This window comes from Faecalimonas umbilicata (genome assembly GCF_004346095.1).
GTDB classification, from domain to species: domain Bacteria; phylum Bacillota; class Clostridia; order Lachnospirales; family Lachnospiraceae; genus Faecalimonas; species Faecalimonas umbilicata.
The window spans coordinates 21,601-47,338 of record NZ_SLZV01000017.1; the positions used below are offsets into that span (position 1 = coordinate 21,601).

A 25,738-nucleotide genomic window follows, 5' to 3' on the forward strand; every position below is an offset into this window, starting at 1 on the left:
CCCACAAAGGGAGTGACAATAAACGAACAAGATGAGTGGTTTAGCTATGATATTTCAATCCACACTCCCACAAAGGGAGTGACTTTATTTGGCAACACAAGCTTGATAAGTTTTTGGATTTCAATCCACACTCCCACAAAGGGAGTGACAACCTGCTACATGTGGGTAAGGACGGCATAGGAGATTTCAATCCACACTCCCACAAAGGGAGTGACAGGGAAAAAGTGAAGAGGGAGCAAAGAAACTCATTATTTCAATCCACACTCCCACAAAGGGAGTGACGTTACCTTTAGATAATTTTCTAATGGCTATATGCCGATTTCAATCCACACTCCCACAAAGGGAGTGACGGTTCTTCCGTCCGCACTCGCCCGCGTGCAGATATTTCAATCCACACTCCCACAAAGGGAGTGACAATTCCTTTAGTTTTCTCCGTTGCGCTGTTTCATTTCAATCCACACTCCCACAAAGGGAGTGACCACTTCCCAGTCTCCTTCATACCCACTGTTGGATATTTCAATCCACACTCCCACAAAGGGAGTGACTATCATGTAATATACTGATTTTTTCATCGAAATAATTTCAATCCACACTCCCACAAAGGGAGTGACAAACTGGGGATCATGCTGTCCATCTCCATCCACCTATTTCAATCCACACTCCCACAAAGGGAGTGACTTGCATACACCGGAAGCAAAATATAAGCATTCAATTTCAATCCACACTCCCACAAAGGGAGTGACGTCTTAAGATGTTCGTAGCCTTCGGCGGTCAGAGATTTCAATCCACACTCCCACAAAGGGAGTGACACTGGATTGCCTGTTATCCGTGCGTTCAGTACAATTTCAATCCACACTCCCACAAAGGGAGTGACGAGAATTTGACAAAGAGAAAATAGGAGACGAGAATTTCAATCCACACTCCCACAAAGGGAGTGACGAAATGTCCTTTGTCCCTTCCCGTCCGACAGACTATTTCAATCCACACTCCCACAAAGGGAGTGACCCATTTTCCATCACGCATGATCGTAACGTCATCCATTTCAATCCACACTCCCACAAAGGGAGTGACTGAGTAACGGTCGTGTGGCAGGTATCTTAGATATATTTCAATCCACACTCCCACAAAGGGAGTGACAATATCAATCCAGGAATTTGGCAAAACCTCCAGATTTCAATCCACACTCCCACAAAGGGAGTGACAGCAATTTTGTCCAATTTAGGACTTTTATTTTTTAATTTCTTTCATCAATTTCCCAATTAAATCTTAGAAAGTCTCTCTTTCTTTTTAACGAAAAGAAACATTTATTACTTTTTGTGCATTTTTTCTGGTGCGAATCTCTCTGGATTTTTATGTTCACTTACTACTCGCACATTCATTTATAGAATAAGTATTCCATCCGCTGCAATTCCTTTATCTACACCAATATGTTCTACTTTTGTTTTATATTGATTTCCCAAATAGTAAAATCTCAAACTATCTACTTCTTCATCAATAATATCTGTTAACCTTGCCTTAAGCATCACACACTGTGCATTATCCAGAATACATTCAAAAACCGAATTTTGCACTCGCCGACCATAATTTACACATTGTTTTGCCACTTGGCGTAACCTTTTCTTTCCAGCTGCTGTTTCTGTATTTACATCATATGTAATCAGCACTAACATACCTATTTTCGCCTCATTTCCAAAGAAATACCGGATAACTATCTAAGTCGCCTCTTAAATATCTCGCCAGTAACATTGCCTGCACATAAGGAACCATCCCCCACTCTATTTTTTCCTTGAGATATGGATGTGTTAATGTTTCTTTCTTTTTGTTTTGCCATTCTGCCAACAGCTTTTTTCTTAAATCATCAGTCATCAGTACGGCACCATTTTCTTTTGTCACAAAATTTTTGCCAGTAATTACTTTCTTATTGATCAATGATAAAACAAATCTGTCCGCCAGTACCGCTCTTAACTCTTCAATTAAATCTAATGACAATGAAGCTCTTCCCGGACGTTCTGTATGAAGATATCCTACATAGGGATCCAAGCCAACACTTTCCAATGCCGAAGTAATCTGGTTTGTCAGTAAGGTGTACACAAAAGACAATAATGCATTTACATTGTCCAGTGGTGGTCTTTTATTTCTCCCCTGAAATTTAAAGTCCTTTTTCTGCTGCAATATCAACTCGTCAAATACTCCAAAATAAATACTTGCTGCTTCTCCTTCATATCCTCTCAATTGTTCTTTTGACTGACTGTTCTGAATATAGTTTAAAGAATTTTTCAGATACCCCGATGCTTCCTTTACTCGTTCCACATTGATTTGCAAGCTATGATCTCGTGTTGCACGCTCCAGCACCCACCTAGCATTATGCACTTTCCCTAAAATACAATTTCTTGCAATCTCAAGGCTTTCTAATCCATTCTTCGAGCTGGCATACTGCTGTTCTCTTAATATTACATTTCCTTTTACCTTCCCCGTTACCCTTGCCAGAAATTTTCCTTGAGGAGTCATGTAGCACAGAGAGATATTTCTCTCTGCGCATGCTCCCATTAAAGCCGGACTTGTCCCCTTATACCCAAAGGAAACAATGCCTTCTAAATTGTGCAAAGGCAGGCGTCCCACCTCTGTCATTTCTTCCAAAACAACAATATTTTCCCCATCCAATGCCAGATAACTATTCTCAGAGGTTACATATAATGTATTCAATAACTTTTTCATTCCTCATCCTCCTTTAGCATCTGATGAATGTAATCCTTTACTGAACCTGACTTTCCGAGTTTCGGCAGGCAAATGTCCTTGAGTGAACATGCAGTACACGATTTACTATATTTTACTTTCGGAGTATATTTTCTTTCAAAATACTGATGCATTTCTCGAAACATATTCCTTACTTCCTGGCGTAAATCTTCCGTAATCTCCACAGCTTCACGCCGCCGCGTTTCCCCATAAAATAATGCTCCTTCAGGAATATCCGTAGAAAACATTTCTTCCAGGCACATCGCCTGAGCTGCCAGCTGCAGACAATCTTCCTCCGTAAGTTTAGGTTTCCCTTTTTTATATTCTACCGGATAAACTGAAAAATTTCCTCTATGCCCATGCAATTTTATTCCATCTTCACATCTGTGAAATTCAACAACATCACATTCTCCACTAATCCCCATTTTTCTTGAAGCAATCGGAAGGGAACGGGCTATAAGTAAGTCTTTCCTTTTTTCTACAAGATAAGGATCATGTGCTTTTTTATGCATCAGTTCTCCAATAACTGTATGTACATTCTCAGCCCACTGTTGTTCAATATGGATCAGTGCCCATTGTCTCCTGCAAAATTTGAAATGTTGAATACCTGACAGCATCAAATAATCATCTTCTGCATATTCCATCAAATCATCCTTTTCATTTCTACTGAATCTGGTATATTTTCCTCATGAACCTCAACAATATAATCTCTATAACTTCTAGGATATTCTACTTCCTCTTTTTTTCGTACCTCCACAGAATCAAATAATTTATAAGCTGGACAATCTCCTAATTCTTTGCTGTGTTTAAATACAATCAGTTCCCGAACTGCCATATTTCCTCTTGCGGCAGAATGATCATGTTCAAACATATTAATAATCGCTTCCCACAGCAATTCAAGATCTTCCTCTGAAAATCCTGTCACTTTCCGTGCCAGATTCGCAGATACATACCCTTCTACACGATACAGTCCATAAGGTACTACACTCTTTCTTCCCATTTCAGTACTCTTGTTCGCAGCATCTTTTTCCGTGGTGATCGCTACTCTCGTGATTGTAACTTCCTGAGAAACAATTGGATCAATGCTTCGTGCAAATCCAAGCTGCACCGGTCCTCTTACCTGTCCACAGTTTAAAGCAGCCTTTACAAAAGTTGTCATTACAGCACCAAATGTTCGGATATCAAAAAAGTTCTGACACATATAATCCCGGATTTTGATATCAACATTTTCATCATTTTTCTTTAATTTTTTTAAAGATTCTGTTACCTTTTTCTCCTCTGTTTCCTCCACTCCAACACTTGCGCATGCCTCACGGTCACTTCTGTTTAGAGGCACGTCGTCTTTTATATAAATCTTATAGCCTTCTGCATCTTCTTTAACCGTCTCAATATAATTCCGGATTTTTCTTTTCAAACAGACATCTGTGACTAACCCCAGACCGCTTTCCGGATCAATTCTCGGCATATTTCCCGCATCTGGATCCCCGTTGGGATTCCCATTTTCCACATCAAATAAAACTACAAATTCATACCTGTTTTTAATCACTTCACTCATTTATTTTTCCTCCCTTTTTTCATATTTTTTCTGTTTCTGATGATAGTAGCCGATTGCAAACATTCCCTGCTCTTCCAACGATAATCGTTTCGGAAAACCTTTCTGACAATCTATTTTCCACATAAGCTCAGCTAAAAGTTTTTCATAATATTTTTTTGCTCCGTCTTTTTCTCTTCCTATTTTCTTTAAATGACTATTTTTGAGCTTAATCAAAATAGGAAATACAGATGCAGGTGTTCCGCATGCTGAATTGTAATATCGGTCTCGGATTGTCGCCTGTATGTCCGGATTTGCTTCTATCTGTATCGCTTCCAAAACAAAAAACAACCTTCCAAGTACATACGCAATATCATTGCTTTCTTCATTCAATCCCATATAATCCTCTCCTTCCTCCCAATTACGATTTCTCATTAAATATGCCTTTATAATAGCAATCCTTCTCCAATTAAGTTTGCCTTCGTCCTGCTCTGCACGGATGCGGATCAAGGTATCTGAATACAAGCGTTCCGGATATCTACTACCGGATAAAATTGCTCGAAAAGTCATGGCAGCCATGTTTGATACTGGTTTTTTATCGGTTGATTTTTTATTAACTGTTTCAAACAGCATTTCCCTCACGCTCAGATATTCTTTCTGTTCCCATTTCGGTCTGATCAACTCCATCCTCTTATAATGGGCAGAAATATTTTTTAAAATATTTCCAAATGAATTTTCATAGAAAAATCGCACGGATAATCTTGCCGCATTCGGTGCTAATCCAAGAACATAAAATCTTTGTTCCGGATCCAGTTCATTCCCCTGATATATTATAGGCTGTCCTAACTGTATCCGTTTAAAAAGACTCTTTAATTCCTCCTGATTATCAGTAGGAGAATCCATACATCCCATAAATACAGCCTGGTAATCTGTTTCTGCACTTTCCGCCCAGAAAACGACCATCGTATCCCCAATCTGTAATGAATACGTTCTGTCAGACAGCAAATAATTCAATGCTGTTGTATAAGCAAACTCTCCATACATACCTACCGGGGCATTATAGCTTTGCTCCTTTCCATACGACTCAAATGCAGGTGCATTAAAGGAAACCAGTGCTGCACCACTTGACTGTGCGCCCGGGACTCCTTTAATCCCTCTGTGGATTCTTGCTATTTCTGCCCTTTCTCCCATCACAAGACAAATTCCCTGAACATCTTTACTCTCCCCGGAATTATGAATGTCCCAAGCCTTCTTGACGTCTGCATCATCCTGAGCATAATCCATTCCCATTCCAAAAATCAAATTGCTTCCATCTGTAATTTCTTCCCAGTTTTCTCTGATTTCCGGATGCTCCATTGCTTCCTCAGGATTCCATTTTTCAAAAAACAGACATACTGCCTTTGCCATCGTACTTTTTATCTGAGACAATATAGAAAGATGTCTCTCTCTGGCAGCATCAAAGCACTCTTTTGCTCTCTTTTTGCTTTTTTCATCTGCTTCCTGACTGATCCCAAGTAAGTATTTCGCATTGTCACACAAAAAATTAGCAGATACACCGGAGGATCTTGTAACCATCTCGGGTACTAATAGTACTTGAGGAACTTGAACTGTTTTCTTTCCCCGCTCTTCCTCTGTCTTCAAACTGATGATTCCCTTTACATCTCCCTCTTCAGACAGGTCAATCTGATAAGATACTTTTGCACTGCACCATCCCGGCTTAGGTACCTTTTCCTCTTCTGCCAGATTTTCATAATATTTCGCAAGCGCCTGCAAAATCATCGTATCACCTCGCAATTCTGCAAATCTATAACTCCACGCTTCATAACCGCCCGAAAAAACATTGGACTGATATTTTCTTTATCGCTATAATCCATATCAAACAACATCAATCCAAAATCTTTTTCAGGTACATCGTCAAAAGCAGTCTTAATTTCCTCTTCCTCACATAATGCAAAGTTTGCCGGAAACTCTCTACACCCAAAATAAGGCATATGATAACACTCCCCTTTCCGCAGACGTCTCATCATAATATCCTTAAATTTCCCCGGATTATCTGTTTCATTTGCCTTTTCTGTCATCTCAAAGTGTGCTTCGATTACATACTCGACATTCGTTAAAATCATAGACGCTCTCTGAACGATCTCTTCTTTACTGCTTATATAAAGAGGTTTCTTGCCCCCATTATATGCCGACAGTACATTACTGGCTAAAATCTTACTTTTCACTTCATTCCTTCGCACACTTGTAAACTGAATCGGATTTTTTACATATATCTTATCAATGATCCACCGCAGCCCCGGATGCCAGTAGATGGCTTCCAAAATTCCTCTCGCCGCTGAGGGAGTCATTACATCATAAGAATACCGTTCTACTTTTAACTCAGGACGTGAAAATAATGCATAATCTCCCCAGACTCTTACCTTTACTCCCATTCCCATATTCTCACCTCTTTTTTCAGTCTCATCATAAGATCACTCCTTCCTCATAGCACGCTGCAATATAGTCTCGCGGCTGATAATAAAAGTCTGTATTATAATCTGAAATATGCTCATCGATCCATGAATGATACACCTCCCAAATTCCCTTTATAATTTCCTCATCGCCATAGGAATCTTCGATTAAACGCTCATATACTTCTCCTATATTCCAGTAATCAGGAACTAAGTACTTACACGCCTCCTCATTGTCAAAATTTCCCGATGTTATCTGACTTTCCTCTATAAATTCATCCGCCACCTTCTCAATTGGCTCACAATGAAACACATCTGCATACTCATAAATTCTCTCAATCCGTTCCTCTCCAAGAAAATCTACTACCTGCTTTCGTGTTCTTTTCACTTTTCTTCCAATATATTCAATCAAACTACATGTAAAAAACAGGTGATTGTTATTTTTTCTTGCCATATTCCACCTCACATCCTATAAACCTTAGATAATTCTATTATCTTATTACTTCCATGATATAAAATCATTCACATACTTCTTCAATCCACTTAGCTTCATTATTCTGATTATTTCATCCATTCTATTGTCAATATATCACATTTTTTCTCACCAAGCAACCTTAAAATATATTTTGTTAAAATACTTTTAATGAAATATTTCATTAGAAGTATTTTAACACTTCCAAAAATGTACTCATTGAGTCTACAAATGCTATATGATATACTTATTCTGTCAGATTCATCTGTGGATTGAAATATTAATAGTAGCTTTAACTACTACAAAAGAAGCAGTATTTATGATAGAACTCCTCAAAGTTCTGCATATTCACTGCTTCTTCCATTTTTTCTTCTATTTCATAATTCTTTAAAGAAACAATGCCATACCATTATCAATTTCTAACTTCAAACCCATCTCTTCTGTATACCTACTCTCATCTGCCAATTCATAAAAATCTTCCATATTTTCCGCTACCGGTTTCAGCATGCCGGCACCGTGCATCTTGTCAAAGGTCTGATCATATACCGTAATACAATATTGACTCGCCTTTCGCATTCCCGATCTGGTAAATCCTTTTTCTTTTAATTCGCGAAGAATCTCATCTGCATCCTGCTCACAATTTATAAAAATTGTTTTTGTATTTTGTTCAATCAACCGAAAATCCTTCCCGACTTTTGCAAACCGATATTTTATTTTCTTATTCGTAAACTCATCCATGATTTTTTTCTTATCCAGACTTTCTCCCCTGATATGATACAACATTTCAAAATATCTTGTAATGGTCTCTCTGTCTGAGAGATCTCTTCCATCCGCTATCAGACTTTTTGCCACATCGATCTGCTGTCGTTGTCCTAAAACACTCTCTTTTTCTTCAAATCTAAAAATAAATACTTTACTTTCTTCCACCTTGCGATGCCCTTCTCTGTTGCATCGTCCTGCCGCCTGTATCATGGAATCCACTCCTGCCAATTCTCGATAAACTGACTGAAAATCAAGATCTACCCCTGCTTCTACGAGGCTGGTGGAAATGAGAATACACTTTTTATCTTCCCTAAGTCTTTCTCTTATTTTTTCCAAAACCTGCTTTCTATGTTTCGGATACATACTTGTAGATAAATGGTATACCCCCTCTTCTTTTAACTCTTGATAAATATTTTGCGCTCTCTTTTTCGTATTAACAATACAAAGCGCCTGATATTCCCCTCTTAACTTGTTTATCAAACAATCTTCCGTTACTGTTCCGATATTTTCAAACAATGTCCTCTTAAAAAATTGAAATTGTTCATCCATTCTAGGACACAACTCTGTTGCTGAAACATTTCCCTGAAAAAATGATTTTAAAGCCGGCTGAGTTGCTGTACATAAAACAACACTGGTTCTATAATTACTGAGAAGTTCTTCTATCATTGCGATACAAGGTTTTAGGTAATCATTCGGCAACATCTGCGCTTCATCAAAAATAATTACACTGTTTGCAATATTATGTAATTTTCTGCATTTGGAAGACTTATTTGCAAATAGTGATTCAAAAAACTGTACGTTTGTTGTGACAACAACCGGTTTGTCCCAGTTTTCAGCTGCAAGCTGCATTGGCTTAAGTTCTTCCGAACTTTCGTAATCAACATTACAATGATTTTCCAACACATTTTCATCTCCTAAAATTTCTCTGAACACTTTCGCATTCTGTTCAATAATACTTGTATATGGAATGACGTAAATCACCCGATCCATTTGATTTTCCACCGCATGACGTAACGCAAAGGCCAAGGAAGCTATTGTCTTTCCGCCGCCAGTCGGAACTGTCAAGCGAAACAGCCCTTTTTCAGATTTACCTTCTGCTAAACAATGCTTTAAAATTTCTGTTCTTCTTCCATTTACTGTATCCATCTCTTGATTTTTCAACCATTCCGAAACATGCTTTTCCAATTTCTCAAGAAGTGCTTCCATCGGCTCTCCAGAATTTCTTACTTTTTGCCCACGACTCATAAATGCTTCTGTATCTAAAAAATCAGCATCGACCAAACAAGAATAAAGCATTCTTATAAAAACACTCATAGAAAAATCTGGATTCACGGTCTTCTTGAAATCAAATGGATCCGTTACGATTTCTGGAATATCAATTTCTTTCTGATATGCCTGATAGTCACTGATCTTTTTCTTTCTTCTCCCCATTAAAGTAGGATCGCCTGCATTATCATAATTACTGCCATAATCCGGAAGTCCGGCATGATGCCCCGCAATGCAATATTCTAAAAAACTGTACTTTCCGCCTTTCTCCCTGCAAACTCTCGCTCCTGCTGTAGAGTGATCCACCCGCTGATTGCTTTCCCCTGTAATCCTTTTCAGAAAATCCACAGAATACTTTCCAATATCATGTAGTATCCCATTACAGTAGCCCCAGTCTTGTTTCCCAAATTTCCCCGCAAACTCTCCAGAAATCTTTGCCGTCCCTTCTAAATGTTCCTTGACTGACTGAATTCTATCCTGATCTATGTGTGCTATATATTGCATAATTTTTGAATTCCTTTCATCTTTTTGATTTTTTGTAAATTTATTATCACCTTTTACTTTTTACAAATATGAATTTTAATCTACACCCTATATCCTTCTAATATCGTCTCCAAATATTTTCTGTATGCCTCCCTCACTTCCATGGGCTCCACAATTTTCATATGAGCCCCTATTCCCGTAATCCATCCAAAAAACTGAGGGCTGACTACCACATTTACATGTACTATAAATTGATTTTCATCGACAGTTCTCATCCAGACATCCTTCCCGAATCTGTCCAATATCACTCCTGCCAAACTATTTTGACATAAGAGTTTTACTCCTATTTCCATTCCTCCATACATACCAAATGTTTTCTTTGTCAGTTCAGATGGATCAAATTTTTCAAATTGTTTTTGACCTTCCCGGTCTTCCTCACAAATATCCAAATGCTTCATCTTATCGACTCTGTAATGCTTTACTTTCCCCGCCACATCATCGAATGCAATTAAGTAATACTTTTCATCATCCCAAGTAAGTACCCAAGGACTAATTTTGTAAAACATCCCATTCTTTCTAAATCTCAATTCCTTTTTTGGCGTCCACTCTGCATACTGAAATTGAATCTTCTTGTTGTTATATATCGCGGAATGAATTTTATCTACACTGTAATAAATCTCTTCATTTTCAGTCTTCAATCGGTTTAAAATAGTTACTTGTTTTGCCAACTGTTCTGCCTGAAACGTACTGCAAAGTTTCTCCAACTTAAAAATAAGTTCTCTTGATTTTTTCTCTGTAATAAATTTAGAAGACTGAACAGAGTCTACAAGTAATTTCAGCTCTGGAAATTCAAAGCTTCTTTCCCCAATATAATATCCAGATGCTTTTCCTTTTTGCTGTATAATATCTACCCCAAACATTCTCAACGCTTCTATTTCTCCGTAAATCGTTCTCCGATCGGCGTGAATTTGATACTGCTGCTCCAAAAGCTTACAAATATCTGTAGCATTCAAAATATGATCTTGATCTGTATTTTCTGCTAAAATCCGCATTACATATAGCGTTCTAAGCTTCGTCTCATACACTCCCATAACACATTTCCTCCCAAACAAGTCTCAAAACTCATTGGTATTATTATAACATAATTTTCTTGCCCTAAAGTCCGATCTGTTTATCTTTTTCCTTATGCTCCCTGCTCAATCATTGTAAATAATTCCTCCAAGCGCCTTTGAGATCTTCTGTTACTCCTTGCCCTCGCGCTGGCAAAATATCGCTTCTCCTTTTTTGTTCTATTAGGAAGCAATCTATAATCTATCATCTCTATTTTCCGGGCTGCATCATGTTTGCTTATATAAAAAAGATATTTTTCTATACTTTTTGAAAAAGGAACATCTCTTTGCCTATGATAAGCTCCTTCTTCAACCTCATCAAGCGAGAGCACTCCCTGCATATAATTTTTATGATAAAGTAAAAACCTCTGTTCGCTCATACTATAAATCATTTTCCAACATCCAACATCTGTTCGTACATACAGAACATGATTCAACAAATCTACCTCCATATGATTCTTTCTTGCATATTTTAAAATCTGTTCCTTCTTCATGCGAAACAATGCATCCATTCCATCACAGTACGGACAAATATGATACCCCGCTTTTTCCGCCGCCTCACTGCTTAACTGCATTCTATTTTTAGGAAGAATCTTTTTTGCATATCTACATTCCTCGCGGTGATAGACTTTTGCTTTACTTTGCATACTCACAACTCTCATTATCTTTTATTCCTTTCCCTGCCATATGATATAATTTTCTGACATTTTCTTATGTTTGTATTATAAAAAAGTAGATGTACAAAAATCTGTACACCTATTGTTATTTTCTATTTATTAACCTCTTAAAACCATACTATTTTCAAATTTCCCTTTCCCCTCTCCCGTATCAGCAAATATATTTTTCCACTTTTTCTACTTTTTTCAAAAAATCTCTTGCAATTTCTCTCAGCTTGTCCTATAATACAGAAAAATATTTCAAATTCATTTGATAGGAACAAGTAGTCTTCAGCGGATTTTCCAGAGAGGTAACGGGTGGTGCGAGTTGCCAATGAACCTGACAGATGAAATCATCCTTGAGAAGCAAACTGAAACAAAGTAGGAGCGCCGGAGTAAAGCCACGTTACAGGTGAGACGCATTAGATGATGCGGATATGAGCTGAGATTTTCTCAGGAATTAAGGTGGTACCACGGTCTTCAATCGTCCTTTCTAGGGCGATTTTTTTTATTTTAAGGAGGTTATCTATGAAACTACAAAAGAAACAAATTTTACTCGTCAGCTTTATGTTGTTTTCCCTTTTCTTTGGTGCAGGGAACCTGATTTTCCCTCCATTTTTGGGACAAAACGCAGGAGACAAAACTCCATTTGCAATTGCGACCTTCCTGATCACAGCAGTGGCATTGCCTGTCCTGGGTGTTGTTGTTGTTGCAAAATTTGATGGACTAGAGCAGCTCGCAAAAAAGGTTAATCCTAAATTTGCCATTTTCTTTACTATTTTGATTTACCTGTCTATCGGACCTGGCCTTGGAATTCCTCGTGCGGCTTCTCTCCCGTTTGAGATGGCAGTTGCACCATACCTTCCGGAAAATGCGAATTTGACTGTATTTATGTTTCTCTTTTCCTTAGTCTTTTTCCTGACTGCCAGCTGGCTTGCGTTAGCTCCAAATAAACTGGTAGAACGAATCGGAAAATTTTTGACACCATCACTGTTACTTTTACTGTTTTTTGTATTTGTTAATTTCCTATTCCGAGGCACCGTGAAAGTCAATCCTGCTCAAGTAAGTTATAGCAGTAATCCACTTGTGAAAGGATTTTTAGAAGGATATCTTACAATGGATACCATTGCAGCCTTAAATTTTGGACTTGTAATTGCAACTACAATCAGAAGTTTAGGGGTGAAAGAGAAAAAAGGTGTGATGAAATACACTGTCATGACCGGAATCTTTGCCGGAACAATTCTTGCATGTGTGTACTTATCTCTGGCATATATGGGAATGAGTTCCTCAGGTGTCTTCCCAATCCAGGAAAATGGTGCATGGACACTCCGCTGCATTGTTCACCAACTGTTTGGTGATACCGGCGCAGTTTTACTGGCAGCAATCTTCACATTAGCATGCTTGACAACCTGTGTTGGACTGATCACTTCCATCTCACAATATTTTTCGACATTGACTACAAAATTATCTTATCGTCAATGGGTATTACTGATTGCGGGATTTTCTTTTATCATCTGTAATCAGGGATTAAATATGATTTTAAGCATTTCCGTTCCGGTGTTGGATGCTATTTATCCAGTCTCCATCACTCTGATTTTACTTGGATTATGTCATCGCTGGATAAAAAATATCACTTATATCTATCCATGCACCATCGGTGCAGTAAGTATTCTCAGCGTTGCATATGCACTTGAAAATCTTGGAGTTTCCTTTGGATTTGCCGGCAAATTGCTCCATGCACTTCCACTGTACTCTCTGGGTCTTGGATGGGTTCTTGTAGCACTTGTAGTCACAGGTCTTTGCGCACTGTTCTATCAACTCAAGACAGTCAGACTTTCTCGTTGCAATATGGAAACATCTGCGGAACCTTTCAACTACACAGAATAGTCAAAAGAGGAGCGCTTTGACTTGCGCTCCTCTTTCATTTCTTCATAAACATCAATTTAAAAATAAAACAGTTCTTCAAACTTTTTTTCTAAAGCAATACACAGAAGTAATGCTAGTTTCGCAGTAGGATTAAACTGACCTGTCTCAATAGAACTAATCGTATTTCGTGACACTCCAACTAACTCTGCAAGCTCCATCTGAGATAGTTTTCTCTCAGCTCTAGCATTCTTTAAGTTGTTTTTCAATATCAATTCGCCATCCATATTAATGCCTCCAAATAGCCAGATACAAATTGATAATCGTTGTCATTCCCCAACATATAGCCAAAAACAAATCCTTTTTTTTCTTCTCCATTTTATATTTGTATATATAAAATCCAGCCAGTGTTGTCTCATACATTGCAAGAATATCATACATCGGCTCTCCTCTAAAAGCTTTCATTATCACGAGAAAAGCAAATACAATCGCTGAGGCAACCATCCCATAATTGTACCCTTTCATTTGTATAAATACTTCCCTCTCATCATAATGTTCACTTTCTTTCTGTGCCATTTTCAAAATCTCATCTCGTTCCATATCAGCACCTCCATATTAAATTGACAAGTTTTGTTGTCACAATTATATCTCCGCCAAGTTTTCTTGTCAATCCTATTTTCCAAGTTTTCTGTGCATAAAAAACTATTTTCTATTTTGAAGCGGGTACAACTCATTTTATTAGCTTAATCGCCTCTTCCAGCAGTTCATCCTTTCCGGCTTTGATCCCCTCTACTGTCTGCCAGCACTCAATATCTGGTTTTAACCCACAGCGCTGTGTCTGCTCACCTTCCGGTGTATATACTCCTAGACCTGTCATAGAGAAAATCACTTCTCCCGGCAGGGACACCTTGACCACATTTCCATCCGCTCCAACGGAGGGACTTCCTACAACAATAGCATTCGGAGCCTGACGCAATGCCATGATAGCAAATTCACTTTGACTCTGACTTTCTTCATCCATCAAAATAATAACTTTCCCCTCATACGAATCAAATGTCCTGCTATCATTTTGAATCTCTTTTAAAACTCCTTTTCCAACCACCATCTCCTGCTCATAAAATGCTCCCGGCATTGCCTTGTTCGGCATTCCTATACAGGCAAACACCTCTTGTTTTGGAATGATATATTCACCCAAAAGATATGTGATTACCGTAGAGGGATAATGCCTTAAATCGATAATGATCCCTTCTGTATCACAAAAATCTTTCATTAACTTCTCAATATTCCCTTTTTCTAATGCAGACGGATCAATATAGCCTATGTTTTCTGATTGCAGGATTCCATTCTCGATTGGATTTTTATAAGAATACTGATTTTTCAGTGTTTTCACCTGCACTGTTTTTATCTCTTCTCCCCGTAATATTCGCACTTTTGCTTTTCGCTTCTCTGTTTCAAGCAGTAAATGTTTCATTTGATTCAACATTTTATCCGCCTCAGAAAGTGCATGGTAGTTCCGCTGCTCTTCTATTCTTTCTTCCAATGTCATTCCGTCAATCTCCAGCAAAATATCCCCTGGCATTAATTCCTTCTCATTTTTCTTAACTTGTGTAACCACTGCCTCCCCGCCAATGATTTTTATATCACATGGCAAAAAGCGTTGCCCATAATAATAGTATAATAACCGCTTCCGATCCACGAGCATACTGTGCGCATCTCCGGTTTTAGAAACGACCTGCGCGATTGCAGTCACGTAACTACGGTAATCACCCGAATCTGCAACTTTCGGAAGCGCATCCAAAAGAACACTGTCCCACTCTTCCGTTGTAATCTCTATATTAGGAGAATAATACTCATACATATTCCAAAATCGAAACAGCCCCAACAGATACATTCCCATATCTCCATCCGAAGCATCATACATCTTTTCATTTTCAAAGGAAACCGTCCCTATTTCCTCAAAAGAAGCATACGCATTTTCTCTGTCAGAAATGTGCAGGTCTGCCATACTGCAAAGATACTCACTTAATTCTTCCCCCAAAAATGCTGAATCACTAATCCACGTTGTATCCAACAGTTGTTTTCCGCTTTCTTCTTGAATTTTCTCCCAATCTATATCCTCTTCTTTCCCCTCGTCCTGCTCTCCCTCAACAGGAAATGTTTCCAACCAATCCATCAAAACACAATCTGCCCCATCTTGATTCGCTGCTCTCAATATATCTGGCATCACTCGAAAAAGCTCCGCATCCCAGTTAAGCTTTCCTGAAATCACATCCGGATGATGATATTTTGTATATCCCCAGACTTTACATAGTTTGTATAAAGATTGTATCTGCACATCCGAAAGTTTCTTCGTCCGGATACCCGAACCCTTCTCAAATTCCGTATCCTTGTCCCGTTCTAACAGTTTTCCATTTAGAGAATGAAAGTCTCTTGCAAACATAAAATATGTAATTACAACAAGTAGCAAAATAGTCCATACGATATAACTCTTTGTATACTTTTTCACACTTAACACCTCCTGCAACTTTTCTTTAACATTGTATTTTCTATCAATTATAAATTTATAATAACATAATTTCCAAAACAAACACATAGTCAATGACAACCTAGACTCTTTCCCAATGAAATATAACTTACCATTTTATTTAAACGCATTATTTGTGCAATTTTCATTAATATTCCTTCTAATTTGATTGACTTTTGTTCAAAATACTTGCAATTATTCTGTTAAAGAGTTATCATATGTCTTAAGAAAGTATTCATATAATATATCAAAAAAGGAGTGAATTACATGAAAACCTTAATCAGTGCGGAAAATACTTGGGGGCTATTCGCGATTTTGGTAGCGGTTGCTGCATTAGCAATCTATTTGGAGCAAAAATACCAATGGGCTTCAAAAATCACAGGATGCGTGCTGGCACTTATTGGATGTCTTATTTTATCAAACTTAAGAATTATTCCAACAGAAGCAGCAGCATATGACTTCGTTTGGGACTACGTTGTTCCACTTGCAATTCCAATGCTACTTTTGCAAGCTAACGTTAAGAAAATTTCAAAGGACTCCGGGCGTCTGATCATTATATATCTGATCAGCGGAATCGGAACAGTAGCCGGAGGATTTCTTGCATTCTTTGCGTTAAAGAACTTTATTCCTGAACTCAACAAGGCAACTGCCATGATGGTCGGAACATATACTGGCGGAAGCGTAAACCTTGTTGCTATGGCAGATGCATTTGATGCAGGTGGCGAATTAGTATCTACATCCGTTGTGGCTGACAACTTGCTAATGGCACTTTACTTTTTCGCCTTAATCGCAATCCCAACAGTAAGCTTCTTTAAAAAGCATTTTAAGCATCCGCTTCAGGATGAAATCGACAAACGTACTGCTAATGGCGAAAGTCAGAATCACGCACAAAACTATTGGACAGCAAAACCAGTCGCTCTCAAAGATATTGCTTTTACCTTTGCACTTTCTTTTGTGATTGTTGCTGTTTCTACTGAGATTGCTGCGTTCTTTGGACGAATCATCCCAACATCTAATTTTGTATTAGCTCTGTTAAATGGATTGATCGGTAACAAATATCTTATCATGACAACGCTTACAATGATTTTAGCTACTGCATTCCCAACACAGGTTGGTGGAATCGCAGGTGCTCAAGAAATCGGTACATTTATGATCCACATTTTCTTTGGTGTCATCGGTGCTCCAGCTTCCATCTACCTGATTCTTACAAAGGCACCATTGCTTCTTGTATTCTGTGCGATCATCGTTGCAACAAACATGTTGATTTCTTTCCTCTTTGGAAAACTTTTCAAGTTCAATCTGGAAGAAATCTGTATTGCATCCAATGCAAATATTGGAGGACCAACAACTGCTGCTGCTCTTGCGATTGCAAAGGGATGGAACGCCTTAATCGTCCCAGCACTCCTTGTTGGTACATTAGGATATGTAATTGGTAACTACTACGGAATCTTTGTAGGAACGTTACTTCGATAATCTACACTAAGGTAGCACATAAATTCCCACGCTGAATTGCCGGTGTGGGAATTTTTTAAAAAACATCATAAATGACAGGAGGATTTTTTGAATATGTCAGTTTTAAAAGGATTTGAACCAGCAAACGTATTAAGCTATTTTGAGGAGCTCTGCAAAATTCCTCATGGATCAGGAAATACAAAAGCAATTAGTGATTATTGTGTACAATTTGCCAAAGATCACAATCTTCGCTATGTACAAGATGAATATAATGATGTCATCATCTACAAAGATGGTACAGAAGGATTTGAAAACTCATCGCCAGTAATCATACAAGGACATTTAGATATGGTCTGTGAAAAAACTTTAGATTCCACTCATGATTTTATGAAAGATCCTTTAGACTTGAAAGTAGAAAATGGTTACTTATATGCACAGGATACAAGTCTTGGCGGTGATGATGGAATTGCAATTGCTTACGCACTTTCAGTTCTTGCCAGTGACACTATTGCTCACCCACCAATCGAAGCCGTCTTTACTGTAGATGAAGAAACTTCTATGTTAGGCGCCGAAAAATTAGACATGTCTCTCTTGAAAGGACGTCGTCTTCTTAATATCGACTCCGAAGAAGAAGGTGTTTTGACATGTGGATGTGCAGGCGGTCTCCGTCAACACGTTACATTTGATTTCCAGAAAGTAGAAAAAGAAGGAACCGAAATCGAGCTTTGGATCAAAGGATTGTTGGGCGGCCACTCTGGTTCTGATATCCACAAACAAAGAGGAAATGCAGTAAAACTTTCTTCCCGTATGTATATCCATTTATCAAAAACATTTGCTATGGATTTGATTTCTATTGATGGTGGTGAAAAAGATAATGTCATCACCTATAGTGCTAAAATGAGAGTATTGGTAGACAGCGCTCAAGCGGAAGACTTTATCACAGCTGTCAGAGAAGAAGAAGCCATTTGGAAAAAAGAATTCAGCAATGACGAAACCGGCCTGAACATCGAGATTACAAATGCAGGTCAAAAGAATATCACGGTGATTGCTCCAGCAGATTCTTCCAGAATTATGAAATTTATCTATGCAGTACCTCAAGGGCTAATCTGCTCCGATCGCAACCTTCTGGGACAATCTGAAACATCCTTGAATCTTGGTGTTACAGTTACCAGAGAAGATTCTGTATTCATGCAATTTCTTCTTAGAAGTTCTATCGAAACAAAGAAACAAGCACTTTGCGAAAGAGTTGGTGCATTGGTAGAACTTGCTGGCGGTCGCTACATCATTGACAGCGAATATCCGGCATGGGGATACGATCCAAACTCTAAACTACGCCCTCTTATGCGTGATGTTTATGTAAAAATGTTTAAAGAAGAACCTAGAGTGGAAGCCGTTCATACCGGTTTGGAATGTGGCATCTTCGGCGGTCACTGTGAAGGTCTTGACTCTGTCTCCTTTGGTCCAAACATCCTGGATATTCATTCCATCAATGAAAAATTAGACCTTGCCTCTGTAGAACGCATGTGGAAATTTTTGCTGGAAGTTTTAAAAGCTTGTAAATAAGATTCTTTTCTAAGATTTGAAAGTATTGTCATTTGATTGTCAACGGACATAGAAAGAGCCAAGAAAACCCGTAAAATAGGCATTTCTTGGCTCATATATTCAAACTTGTAAACTTCTCTTTGCTTGGTAGTGCTTATCCTTTGTTTTTGCCTTAAATCAATTCATTTTTGAACTATTTTATATATATTTGCTATGCCTTCGTCAAATTGTATTGTTAACAACATACACCGTATATCTCAAAATTCATGTGATGATTTTATATTACAATGTTTAAATACTTTTAGACGGCACTCCAACTCTTCTACAACCTAAACTTCACTTACGAATGACTTTCCTCATACCCGATCCACAAAATTCATGAGGAATTATTTTAAATCCTCTTGATTCATAGAATGTTTCTTTTCCTTTTTCTGCAATCAATTGAATACTGCTCCTGCCTCCGTCTGGTGTTGCACTATCGACATATTCAATTATCATATTAAGTATTTTACTGCCAATGCCCATTTGTTGATAAGCCGGCTGTACTACAATGTCTACTATCATATAATACATTCCATCACCAATCAATCTTCCCATACCGACTACTTGGTTGTCTTCTTCTGCTGCCACTGTATATAAACTATTTTGGAGTGACTTTTCAGTTTGTGTTCCTGAAAAATTTATCCACCCAACGCTTTCACGAAGTTTACAATATTCCTCATAACATAAAGTGTTTTCTTTATAGTTCACGTAAAATATATCCTCCTAATCTAGGTTTATCAAATATGAAGTAGTTACTCATCTCTATTTGAATGATATCTTTTAAATTCACAATACCCTCCAGCCCCCTCTCAAACCGCACAAAGCATATTCCTCACAAACAGAATTGTTATATGTTTTATATGCCACTTCAAATCTTCACTTACTCAAATTTGGGATTGAATGGTATCATCCAACAAATTCCCGTATTCTTATCTTCAAAACAATAATAATGTGGTCTATTACCTGCCTTATTTTCCTGAGGTACGGATTCGATATCTCCTCAAAAAGTCTGTCTTTTATAATATAAATTCCTGTTTCCTTCCCTCCTCGGAAATATGGAAAAAGTCCCTCACCTTTCGGCGAAGGACTAAACTTTCAACCCGACCATTTATATACCACATATCGGTCAGTGGTAAACTTTCTTTGTACTAATATACTAACAAGTACAAAGCGGAAAGTCAATAGAACTATCCATTAAAATTATATGCTGTTTACACAAAATTATTCAAACTCGCAAAGTTCTATCTGCTTTGTAGTGTTTCTCTGGTATTTCAGTTTTTATTCATAAAGCACTTCCATTCCCCTACAAGCTGGGATTTAATGTTTTCTTTTAAAAAAAGCTATTACTGCTACTCCTAACAATACAATTCCTATCATAATTAGTTTGAAAGCTAAATTACCATTCAGCTTTCCTGCGACAAAAACAGATGTAGGACCATCAGCACCTCCAACAATTGAAACAGCAGCGTTCTCTTTCACCTTCATTATTCCCCCAAAACTAACAAATAGTATTCCAACAATACAAGGGACAATCCAAAATACTTTTTTCATTATATATTCCCTCCATAAATTCTAATTTGTTGCTTACATTATACTTCATCAACAAAAAAATGGAAGATTTTATACCCCAGAGCTTCTACTTAAACCTGTTAAAAGAATTTCTCTCTTTACCTATATAAACCCTCTGATTTACAATTCCAAAAAGCAATGTCTAGACCTTACTTTTTTAGCATAGATTTAATTTCTTCGACTCCCTTTATATCTCATCCCTATCTATACGTCTCTTCTTGATTTTTTGCTTTGCATTTGCCTGTTCCAAATGTTTTGCCACTTCTATTGCTTCCTTTACCTTATCTTCTCCCAAAACAGCTACAACTCGATCTATATCATATACTACATTTAACAAAGGTACATTCTCTTTCTCTATAACAGATACTTCCTCTCGCAACCGTTCTACACGATTTTCAAGATCCATGTTTCGATCTGATAGCTTTTGATTTTTGTTTTTCAAATCCAAATACTTGCTATATAATGCCTGTATCATATTCGCAACTTTTTTCACCAAGGAAAATATTCTCTTCCGATAAGATTTTGCTGACTCTAAAGTTCCGGCTTCTGATAGCCAATTTTCCAGATAATATCCATACTCACGTGCATGTGAGTCAACAAGTCCAGCTTTTGAATTTAGTGCAGAAAATCATTTCTCTAACACTTCTGTCTTTTTAATTACCGCCTCTCTCTCTTTTTCTACCTGTTCTTTTTCCTTTTGGATCTCATCCACACATTCACTGATATCATGCAAATCATGTTCCAATAAATTCTTATGTTCCGTTAATTCTTCTGCTTCCTGTTCTCGAACCTTTTTCTTGTAATCCAATACAGAAAGATGTGGTTCATGAGTTCCCTTCTGATCCCATTCTATCTCATTTTCTCTCATGACCATGACTAATTTTTGCTTTTCCGATTGTACCCATTGATTTAGCTCCGTCTCACTTCTGGAACCTCCTTTAAATCCTAATGACGATAAGGCTTGTTTTAAAGATACTCTTGTATCAAGTCCTCGCTTACTTCCTGTAACATAGGGAATAAAATCAATATGTGGATGTGGCGTTGCTTCGTCTAAATGCAGATGAGCAGCAAATACTCGCAACGTAGGATTCCGTTCCTGAAATCCTTTCATGTATTAATCTAATATCTTTGCAGCAAATTGTCCTTGCATCATTAGAACAATTCCTCTGATAACACCCTTCAGCCGTCGTCTAAAATAACGCCAATTGATAAGAATTCGCTTTGGAAAAACAACTTAAAAATCTCTGTTTTGCACAAAAACTATTGTGCATGCTTCTGATGAATCTCTTTGATTTTAGGGTCCAGAGGATTTAGTCCAAGCATCAGATAGTTGAATTGTTCTTCGGTTAATTCAGCAGCTTCCTGTGTGGTGCGTGGCCAGGACAATGAACCGGCTTCAAACCTTTTATACAGAAGTAAGAATCCATCTCCCATCCAGAGCAATCTTTTTATACGATCGGAACGTTTCCCACAAAAGAGAAATAACGTTCCTTTTTCAAAAGGGTTTTGATGATATCGATCCCCAATGATTGTAGCTAAACCATCAATTCCTTTTCGGAGATCGACCATACCACAAGCGAGAACAACACGCCGAATCTTAGCAATATCTTCCAGCATGTGATGTCTCCTTAAGAAGTAGGTGCAGAAGCTCTTCTGAAATATCATTGGATAATCCAATGGATAAGTTTCCACATTTGATGACAACAACTGGTTTGGAAACGGCTTCATTCCAATCTGAAGAATGATTTTCGTTGGTTGGAAGTGGAATTTCAGCAAAAGAAACTTCTGTTGATTGCGTAACCTCTGGAACATTCAATTGTTCATATGCTTCTAAACGAATTTTGCGAAGCCAGTAATAATAAGATTTATCGCTGATTCCGTTATCTGCAAGCCATTGTTTGGCAGTCATGTTTGCTGGACGATTTTGGCATTGATTAATAATATTCATCCAATTGTTGCGTCTGATTTCATGAGTTGATTGATCCATAATAATAATTTGACCTCCTCTAAAAAACTACTAGTTTTTTCGTGTTTTTTAGAGTGTCTCATAAAAAAACTAATTCGCCAAGGCGAGTGGTTTGACGTTTACATTCCTGGGCATCACATTTGCGTTTAAATCCCCTTTTCGTCTTCTGCTTTCTTACGCCGGTCCAGTCCTTGTAATAAGAAAATTCCGGATCGATCAAGGATATACACAAAAAGAATTGGCAATCATGTCCAGATTGAGCGAATCGGCAATTAGAAATTATGAACTTGGGAATCGTTTCCCATCATCAGAACAATTAGAAAAAATAGCAAACTCATTAAAGATCAGTCCATACGCCATGTCTGATCCAAACTTTGATACTTATGTTAGTGTCATGCACGCATTATTTGCTTTAGAGGATCAATATGGGCTACACGCCTACCGAGATGAATCTCCGGTGTACCGCAGCTCATGTTTAAGGACAAAGGTCACGATTCTTTAAATATGCTGGATCATATCGGAACATGGGCTGATATGTACCAGAAATTCAGAAATGAAGAGATTACAGAAAAAGAATATTTAGACTGGAAGAGTCAATTCCCAGCTAAATAAGAAGAAATTATCTACAATAATATTAAAAAAGTATTGTCATTTGATTGTCAACGGACATAGAAAGAGCCAAGAAAGCCCGTAAAATAGGCATTTCTTGGCTCTAATATATTATTCAAACTCCACTTTTATATTTGTACAGTTATAAATAAGATGTATTGTTAATTCGCTTTTTGTCCGTTTTGTATTATTTTATATGCATGATTTGTTTCGTTCATAATATTTTTGTAGCCAAAATGTAACCACTCTGTTTATTCACCTCAAAATTTGCTTCTTTCATATGATTATTATGGTGTGGCAGATCCACCTGTCCGGTGAAGGCAGAGCCATAGTTCCAGTGACACAGAGCCACTTTGATTTTGCTTGATTGACCAAGACTTACTGGAGCAATACTTGTCAATGCCAGAGTCGCTATAGCGGGGCGTTAGCCGCCTTTACAAGTAGTGTTCCTGTAAGTAATCTACTGAAAACAAAATCATGGATTTTAGTTGGCTCTCCCTTTCCGGAATGGTGGCTCTCAAAATCCGGTTCAGTAGCTCAAAATCATCCGGTATAATCATGCATATATATCAAATTTATTTGAACTAGGCCACGTCATATTGAAACATAATAATGCATTTATCACTTATCTAATAGTTCTACAGTCCATTAATCAGATAAGTTTAACTACCTAATAATTCCCTCCACTCGTTTAAGTCCCAGTTCTTCTCTATTTCTTCATTCTCTATCCGTTTCTGTATAATTTCATATCCTTCTAAAAATACCAAAGCAAGTCTCCAGATTACTTTTCCTTCTACTCCTCCTATTGGTGCTGGAGAATAAATAAGCTTTACTTTAGCATCAATCACAGAACCTTTGCCAACTTCATTTTCCATAAGCCAATCTGCACCTTTTCCTGATGCAAACAAATCCGTATCTCCCGAATCAGCAATTAATCCCGGACCACATAATATACTCACTTCTGTATTAATAGTATCGCCTACTTCTAGTCCTACTGATTCAACAACCTCATCTTTTAACTTCCACCCACCCCACTTTTTGTTTATTTTCATCCGTAAAGTGACTTCAATATTACTATTTTCTATTTTTTTAGGTCGCAACCAAACCGTTTCAAATACTTTGGCCCCTTCTTTTAATTCATTTTCTGCTACAACATTTTCTTTGATCTCTGAACTCATATATTTTCCTCCATTCTTTATATATCATTATTATGTACCATTATGATCATATTAGCGCGCTCCAATTTCTGCTTTTCTGTTGTTTCACTTGAAGTTAAAATTTTCAAAGATTCATGTTTCTTCTTCACATCTACATCAATTTCTTCTAAAGAAATCGATACTGAATTCAATTGTTCTTTAAGCCGCTGTAACTCTTGATGCAATTTCTTTCTTTTTAAATGAAGCGCCTCCTGCTGACTAAGAACAATCTCAAGTGCTTCCTGTATTAGATCATTTGGAGGCGGTTCCTTATTTTTTGCCTCATTACTCTTGGGCAAATTCATAGTTAGTTTTCGCTGATATAGATTTTTCTCACTCTTGAAAATATTTTCATTAATTGCTACTGTCTCTTTTTCATACCCCATCAAAAAGCACCCTTTCCTAATTATGATGCGAATCCCATATGAGAAATTATCTTTAATCTGATATACTTAAAAAAGTCAATGTTTCTCCTTGGTTCTTCGAAACCAATAATTTTATATCAAAATCCTGATTTTCATCATATGTAAATCTTAAAATCATCCAACTAATATCTATGATCCTTGGAATATCTTCAATAATGAAACAACGCTTTAATTTCCCACCAGGATTTATTTGTGTGTTTTTATTCGCTGGATCCCACTGCTCACCTAGGTTAGTATAAATATAAGAGTAGCTATTATTAATTCCTTTTATTTCTATACTTAAAAATGAGAAATTATTAATAGTTAACTTGCTATTATTCATAATTTCAACAAATAATAAAAGATTAAATTTTTCGTATTCTGTTTCCAAAACTTTACAATGTTTTAAATGATACGTGTAATAATAAGTATTTAGATCATCGGGTAGATATTGAATAAGATTGTCTATTTCAAATTCATTGACATAATCCGTACTCTTTACACAGATACATTTCATTATACTTATAGAAGGCTTGTACTCTAAAATTGTAAGTTCATCAATAACCTTACTCTGGCGATATACAAGATAAGCCATTATCAAAGACCCCGAAAAACCTAGATAACTACCTAAAAATCCTAACCAATCAGAAGCATTTAAATTCAAATCAGTCCTATCATTTTGGGTCACCGAGGCCGGAAATCCTATTTGATAGCAAAAAAGAAAATGTATTCCAATAAATATTTCCATCAATATACACAAAGTCAGAGCAATAGCAAAGCAATTATTATCTTTTTTTCTAGTTCGCAACTCAAAAAAAAGAATACATATAAAAAAGGCTACTATTACCAGCAAAAGTATCTCAATTTTTTTCAAATCCATCAAATACACCTTTCTAAAAATAAATCTTATTAATTTCATTATAACTATTAAAAAACAACATTTTCAACAGTTATTTTCAATTTAAGCATATTTTAAAAAAAGAAAAGCATTCGACATCATAATGTTGAAATTTATTTAAAATTATAAGTTTAAAATCTTACTTTTTATTTCAGTTTATTGCCTCAACTCAAGCAAAAAGGTTTTTATAGTTTGACTACTACCATCATAG

The 25,738-nt window shown here is 37.2% G+C and carries 27 protein-coding genes, 1 CRISPR repeat array and 1 other annotated feature (1 of these 29 cut by a window edge); of the genes, 4 read left to right on the forward strand and 23 right to left on the reverse strand.

The features are described from left to right. Positions 1-1,202: a CRISPR direct-repeat array (repeat unit 32 nt; unit sequence ATTTCAATCCACACTCCCACAAAGGGAGTGAC) (it extends 2,130 nt beyond the left edge of the window). Positions 1,203-1,379: 177 nt separating this feature from the next. The 10 genes from cas2 to EDD74_RS08855 form a co-directional block, all read right to left on the reverse strand. Continuing rightward, positions 1,380-1,670: a CRISPR-associated endonuclease Cas2 gene (gene cas2, locus EDD74_RS08810; protein ID WP_116441471.1), complete on the reverse strand. Its 291-nt coding sequence runs from the start codon at positions 1,668-1,670 to the stop codon at positions 1,380-1,382. A gap of 13 nt (positions 1,671-1,683) precedes the next feature. Further along, positions 1,684-2,715, reverse strand: coding sequence for a type I-C CRISPR-associated endonuclease Cas1c (cas1c, locus tag EDD74_RS08815; RefSeq protein WP_116441472.1), 1,032 nt, complete (start codon positions 2,713-2,715; stop codon positions 1,684-1,686). Continuing rightward, positions 2,712-3,377, reverse strand: coding sequence for a CRISPR-associated protein Cas4 (gene cas4 / locus EDD74_RS08820; protein ID WP_116441473.1), 666 nt, complete (start codon positions 3,375-3,377; stop codon positions 2,712-2,714). The genes cas1c and cas4 overlap by 4 nt, the downstream gene beginning before the upstream one ends. Further along, positions 3,377-4,288, reverse strand: a complete 912-nt coding sequence (cas7c, locus tag EDD74_RS08825; RefSeq protein ID WP_116441474.1) for a type I-C CRISPR-associated protein Cas7/Csd2 — start codon at positions 4,286-4,288, stop codon at positions 3,377-3,379. Before cas7c ends, cas4 begins: the two co-directional genes overlap by 1 nt. Then, the gene (gene cas8c / locus EDD74_RS08830) at positions 4,289-6,043 is read right to left on the reverse strand and encodes a type I-C CRISPR-associated protein Cas8c/Csd1 (protein WP_116441475.1); all 1,755 of its coding nucleotides are present in this window, start codon (positions 6,041-6,043) and stop codon (positions 4,289-4,291) included. Further along, entirely contained in the window at positions 6,040-6,702 is a 663-nt protein-coding gene (cas5c, locus tag EDD74_RS08835) for a type I-C CRISPR-associated protein Cas5c (protein WP_116441476.1), read from the reverse strand. Before cas5c ends, cas8c begins: the two co-directional genes overlap by 4 nt. A gap of 25 nt (positions 6,703-6,727) precedes the next feature. Next, on the reverse strand, positions 6,728-7,168 hold the full coding sequence (locus EDD74_RS08840; RefSeq protein ID WP_016439662.1) for a hypothetical protein: 441 nt from the start codon (positions 7,166-7,168) through the stop codon (positions 6,728-6,730). A gap of 405 nt (positions 7,169-7,573) precedes the next feature. Beyond that, a complete protein-coding gene (cas3, locus tag EDD74_RS08845) occupies positions 7,574-9,718 on the reverse strand; it encodes a CRISPR-associated helicase Cas3' (protein WP_116441477.1) in 2,145 nt (714 codons plus the stop codon). An 80-nt stretch (positions 9,719-9,798) separates the two neighbouring features. Next, complete coding sequence (locus tag EDD74_RS08850; protein ID WP_016441073.1) at positions 9,799-10,788, reverse strand: helix-turn-helix transcriptional regulator; 990 nt, start codon at positions 10,786-10,788, stop codon at positions 9,799-9,801. A gap of 92 nt (positions 10,789-10,880) precedes the next feature. After that, positions 10,881-11,468, reverse strand: a complete 588-nt coding sequence (locus EDD74_RS08855; RefSeq protein ID WP_016439659.1) for a hypothetical protein — start codon at positions 11,466-11,468, stop codon at positions 10,881-10,883. 255 nt (positions 11,469-11,723) lie between these two features. Continuing rightward, positions 11,724-11,957: a binding site (T-box leader), on the forward strand. A 33-nt stretch (positions 11,958-11,990) separates the two neighbouring features. Between EDD74_RS08855 and brnQ the strand changes: the two genes are divergently transcribed. Continuing rightward, entirely contained in the window at positions 11,991-13,349 is a 1,359-nt protein-coding gene (gene brnQ / locus EDD74_RS08860) for a branched-chain amino acid transport system II carrier protein (protein ID WP_008976793.1), read from the forward strand. Positions 13,350-13,405: 56 nt separating this feature from the next. On the opposite strand, the gene EDD74_RS08865 is transcribed toward brnQ, so the two are convergent. From EDD74_RS08865 to EDD74_RS08875, 3 genes are all read right to left on the reverse strand, one after another. Continuing rightward, a complete protein-coding gene (locus EDD74_RS08865; RefSeq protein WP_008976794.1) occupies positions 13,406-13,612 on the reverse strand; it encodes a helix-turn-helix transcriptional regulator in 207 nt (68 codons plus the stop codon). 1 nt (position 13,613) lies between these two features. Next, positions 13,614-13,925: a DUF6442 family protein gene (locus tag EDD74_RS08870; protein ID WP_016439657.1), complete on the reverse strand. Its 312-nt coding sequence runs from the start codon at positions 13,923-13,925 to the stop codon at positions 13,614-13,616. A 130-nt stretch (positions 13,926-14,055) separates the two neighbouring features. After that, on the reverse strand, positions 14,056-15,831 hold the full coding sequence (locus tag EDD74_RS08875; protein ID WP_165851574.1) for a S41 family peptidase: 1,776 nt from the start codon (positions 15,829-15,831) through the stop codon (positions 14,056-14,058). A 285-nt stretch (positions 15,832-16,116) separates the two neighbouring features. Here EDD74_RS08875 and EDD74_RS08880 point away from each other — a divergent pair, with 285 nt between their 5' ends. Further along, positions 16,117-17,322 (forward strand): DUF819 family protein, encoded by a 1,206-nt coding sequence (locus tag EDD74_RS08880; RefSeq protein ID WP_116441479.1) that lies wholly within the window; start codon positions 16,117-16,119, stop codon positions 17,320-17,322. Between the two features lie 93 nt (positions 17,323-17,415). Beyond that, positions 17,416-18,864, forward strand: a complete 1,449-nt coding sequence (locus tag EDD74_RS08885) for an aminoacyl-histidine dipeptidase (RefSeq protein ID WP_116441480.1) — start codon at positions 17,416-17,418, stop codon at positions 18,862-18,864. 315 nt (positions 18,865-19,179) lie between these two features. Here EDD74_RS08885 and EDD74_RS08890 read toward each other — a convergent pair whose 3' ends face one another. The 7 genes from EDD74_RS08890 to EDD74_RS15695 form a co-directional block, all read right to left on the reverse strand. After that, the gene (locus tag EDD74_RS08890) at positions 19,180-19,593 is read right to left on the reverse strand and encodes a GNAT family N-acetyltransferase (protein WP_008976799.1); all 414 of its coding nucleotides are present in this window, start codon (positions 19,591-19,593) and stop codon (positions 19,180-19,182) included. A 609-nt stretch (positions 19,594-20,202) separates the two neighbouring features. After that, complete coding sequence (locus EDD74_RS08895) at positions 20,203-20,436, reverse strand: sodium ion-translocating decarboxylase subunit beta (protein WP_116441481.1); 234 nt, start codon at positions 20,434-20,436, stop codon at positions 20,203-20,205. Positions 20,437-20,641: 205 nt separating this feature from the next. Continuing rightward, complete coding sequence (locus EDD74_RS15380) at positions 20,642-20,950, reverse strand: hypothetical protein (RefSeq protein ID WP_242990101.1); 309 nt, start codon at positions 20,948-20,950, stop codon at positions 20,642-20,644. Between the two features lie 132 nt (positions 20,951-21,082). Next, positions 21,083-21,565 carry a plasmid recombination protein gene (locus EDD74_RS15385; protein WP_242990102.1) on the reverse strand — a complete coding sequence of 161 codons (483 nt, stop codon included), beginning with the start codon at positions 21,563-21,565 and terminating at the stop codon, positions 21,083-21,085. Positions 21,566-21,714: 149 nt separating this feature from the next. After that, the gene (tnpB, locus tag EDD74_RS08905; RefSeq protein WP_116441482.1) at positions 21,715-22,071 is read right to left on the reverse strand and encodes an IS66 family insertion sequence element accessory protein TnpB; all 357 of its coding nucleotides are present in this window, start codon (positions 22,069-22,071) and stop codon (positions 21,715-21,717) included. Further along, positions 22,052-22,441, reverse strand: a complete 390-nt coding sequence (locus EDD74_RS08910; RefSeq protein ID WP_116441483.1) for a restriction endonuclease subunit S domain-containing protein — start codon at positions 22,439-22,441, stop codon at positions 22,052-22,054. The genes tnpB and EDD74_RS08910 overlap by 20 nt, the downstream gene beginning before the upstream one ends. 58 nt (positions 22,442-22,499) lie before the next feature. Next, positions 22,500-22,652, reverse strand: a complete 153-nt coding sequence (locus EDD74_RS15695; RefSeq protein WP_416388195.1) for an Arm DNA-binding domain-containing protein — start codon at positions 22,650-22,652, stop codon at positions 22,500-22,502. A gap of 15 nt (positions 22,653-22,667) precedes the next feature. Here EDD74_RS15695 and EDD74_RS15735 point away from each other — a divergent pair, with 15 nt between their 5' ends. Further along, positions 22,668-22,922: a helix-turn-helix domain-containing protein gene (locus EDD74_RS15735; protein WP_242990118.1), complete on the forward strand. Its 255-nt coding sequence runs from the start codon at positions 22,668-22,670 to the stop codon at positions 22,920-22,922. A 769-nt stretch (positions 22,923-23,691) separates the two neighbouring features. Here EDD74_RS15735 and EDD74_RS08925 read toward each other — a convergent pair. The 3 genes from EDD74_RS08925 to EDD74_RS08935 are packed head-to-tail and all read right to left on the reverse strand — an operon-like array spanning position 23,692 to position 25,509. Beyond that, positions 23,692-24,207 carry a hypothetical protein gene (locus EDD74_RS08925; protein ID WP_116441484.1) on the reverse strand — a complete coding sequence of 172 codons (516 nt, stop codon included), beginning with the start codon at positions 24,205-24,207 and terminating at the stop codon, positions 23,692-23,694. Between the two features lie 17 nt (positions 24,208-24,224). After that, entirely contained in the window at positions 24,225-24,611 is a 387-nt protein-coding gene (locus tag EDD74_RS08930) for a hypothetical protein (protein ID WP_116441485.1), read from the reverse strand. 52 nt (positions 24,612-24,663) lie between these two features. Next, a complete protein-coding gene (locus EDD74_RS08935; protein WP_116441486.1) occupies positions 24,664-25,509 on the reverse strand; it encodes a hypothetical protein in 846 nt (281 codons plus the stop codon). Between the last annotated feature and the right edge of the window lie 229 nt (positions 25,510-25,738).

Coding starts and splice junctions, on each gene's coding strand:
- cas2 (WP_116441471.1), bottom strand. CDS start 1,670: ATGTTAGTGCTGATTACATATGATGTAAATACAGAAACAGCAGCTGGA.
- cas1c (WP_116441472.1), bottom strand. CDS start 2,715: ATGAAAAAGTTATTGAATACATTATATGTAACCTCTGAGAATAGTTAT.
- cas4 (WP_116441473.1), bottom strand. CDS start 3,377: ATGGAATATGCAGAAGATGATTATTTGATGCTGTCAGGTATTCAACAT.
- cas7c (WP_116441474.1), bottom strand. CDS start 4,288: ATGAGTGAAGTGATTAAAAACAGGTATGAATTTGTAGTTTTATTTGAT.
- cas8c (WP_116441475.1), bottom strand. CDS start 6,043: ATGATTTTGCAGGCGCTTGCGAAATATTATGAAAATCTGGCAGAAGAG.
- cas5c (WP_116441476.1), bottom strand. CDS start 6,702: ATGGGAATGGGAGTAAAGGTAAGAGTCTGGGGAGATTATGCATTATTT.
- EDD74_RS08840 (WP_016439662.1), bottom strand. CDS start 7,168: ATGGCAAGAAAAAATAACAATCACCTGTTTTTTACATGTAGTTTGATT.
- cas3 (WP_116441477.1), bottom strand. CDS start 9,718: ATGCAATATATAGCACACATAGATCAGGATAGAATTCAGTCAGTCAAG.
- EDD74_RS08850 (WP_016441073.1), bottom strand. CDS start 10,788: ATGGGAGTGTATGAGACGAAGCTTAGAACGCTATATGTAATGCGGATT.
- EDD74_RS08855 (WP_016439659.1), bottom strand. CDS start 11,468: ATGAGAGTTGTGAGTATGCAAAGTAAAGCAAAAGTCTATCACCGCGAG.
- brnQ (WP_008976793.1), top strand. CDS start 11,991: ATGAAACTACAAAAGAAACAAATTTTACTCGTCAGCTTTATGTTGTTT.
- EDD74_RS08865 (WP_008976794.1), bottom strand. CDS start 13,612: ATGGATGGCGAATTGATATTGAAAAACAACTTAAAGAATGCTAGAGCT.
- EDD74_RS08870 (WP_016439657.1), bottom strand. CDS start 13,925: ATGGAACGAGATGAGATTTTGAAAATGGCACAGAAAGAAAGTGAACAT.
- EDD74_RS08880 (WP_116441479.1), top strand. CDS start 16,117: ATGAAAACCTTAATCAGTGCGGAAAATACTTGGGGGCTATTCGCGATT.
- EDD74_RS08885 (WP_116441480.1), top strand. CDS start 17,416: ATGTCAGTTTTAAAAGGATTTGAACCAGCAAACGTATTAAGCTATTTT.
- EDD74_RS08895 (WP_116441481.1), bottom strand. CDS start 20,436: ATGAAAAAAGTATTTTGGATTGTCCCTTGTATTGTTGGAATACTATTT.
- EDD74_RS15385 (WP_242990102.1), bottom strand. CDS start 21,565: ATGAAAGGATTTCAGGAACGGAATCCTACGTTGCGAGTATTTGCTGCT.
- tnpB (WP_116441482.1), bottom strand. CDS start 22,071: ATGCTGGAAGATATTGCTAAGATTCGGCGTGTTGTTCTCGCTTGTGGT.
- EDD74_RS08910 (WP_116441483.1), bottom strand. CDS start 22,441: ATGGATCAATCAACTCATGAAATCAGACGCAACAATTGGATGAATATT.
- EDD74_RS15735 (WP_242990118.1), top strand. CDS start 22,668: ATGTCCAGATTGAGCGAATCGGCAATTAGAAATTATGAACTTGGGAAT.
- EDD74_RS08925 (WP_116441484.1), bottom strand. CDS start 24,207: ATGAGTTCAGAGATCAAAGAAAATGTTGTAGCAGAAAATGAATTAAAA.
- EDD74_RS08930 (WP_116441485.1), bottom strand. CDS start 24,611: ATGGGGTATGAAAAAGAGACAGTAGCAATTAATGAAAATATTTTCAAG.
- EDD74_RS08935 (WP_116441486.1), bottom strand. CDS start 25,509: ATGGATTTGAAAAAAATTGAGATACTTTTGCTGGTAATAGTAGCCTTT.